Here is a 356-nt window from a genome sequence, read left to right on the forward strand (position 1 = left end):
GTTTCAGTTTTGAACTTACCCCAGCGAGACTCAAGCTTATAAGGAGAGCTATTCCACACCCCTTTTTGCACGAACTCATCCCATGAATTGAGCTTATCACCGTATTTAGACGCATCTTCTTTCCACAGCGGCGCAGTCAAGAATCTGACCATCAACTTCGCAAACTCTGCTTCATCCGCAGCAGGTTTACCTGTTTCAGGGTCGACAATTTGTTCATTGATATAACGCCATGGTGCATCAAATCCTTTATCAGCCAGCTTTTTAGCTAACATGTAAGGGATTTCAGATTCATCGATACGGGTATCCCATAGACGTTTAATCGAGGGTTGTTGAATTGAAACCTGTGCAACACCATT

The 356-nt window shown here is 43.5% G+C and carries 1 pseudogene; it reads right to left on the bottom strand.

Annotated features, from left to right (window positions below):
- Positions 1–356: pseudogene (locus tag H5185_RS22520) on the bottom strand (dehydrogenase); the annotation flags it as partial.

Source organism: Shewanella sp. SG44-6 (genome assembly GCF_014164185.1).
GTDB lineage: Bacteria > Pseudomonadota > Gammaproteobacteria > Enterobacterales > Shewanellaceae > Shewanella > Shewanella vesiculosa.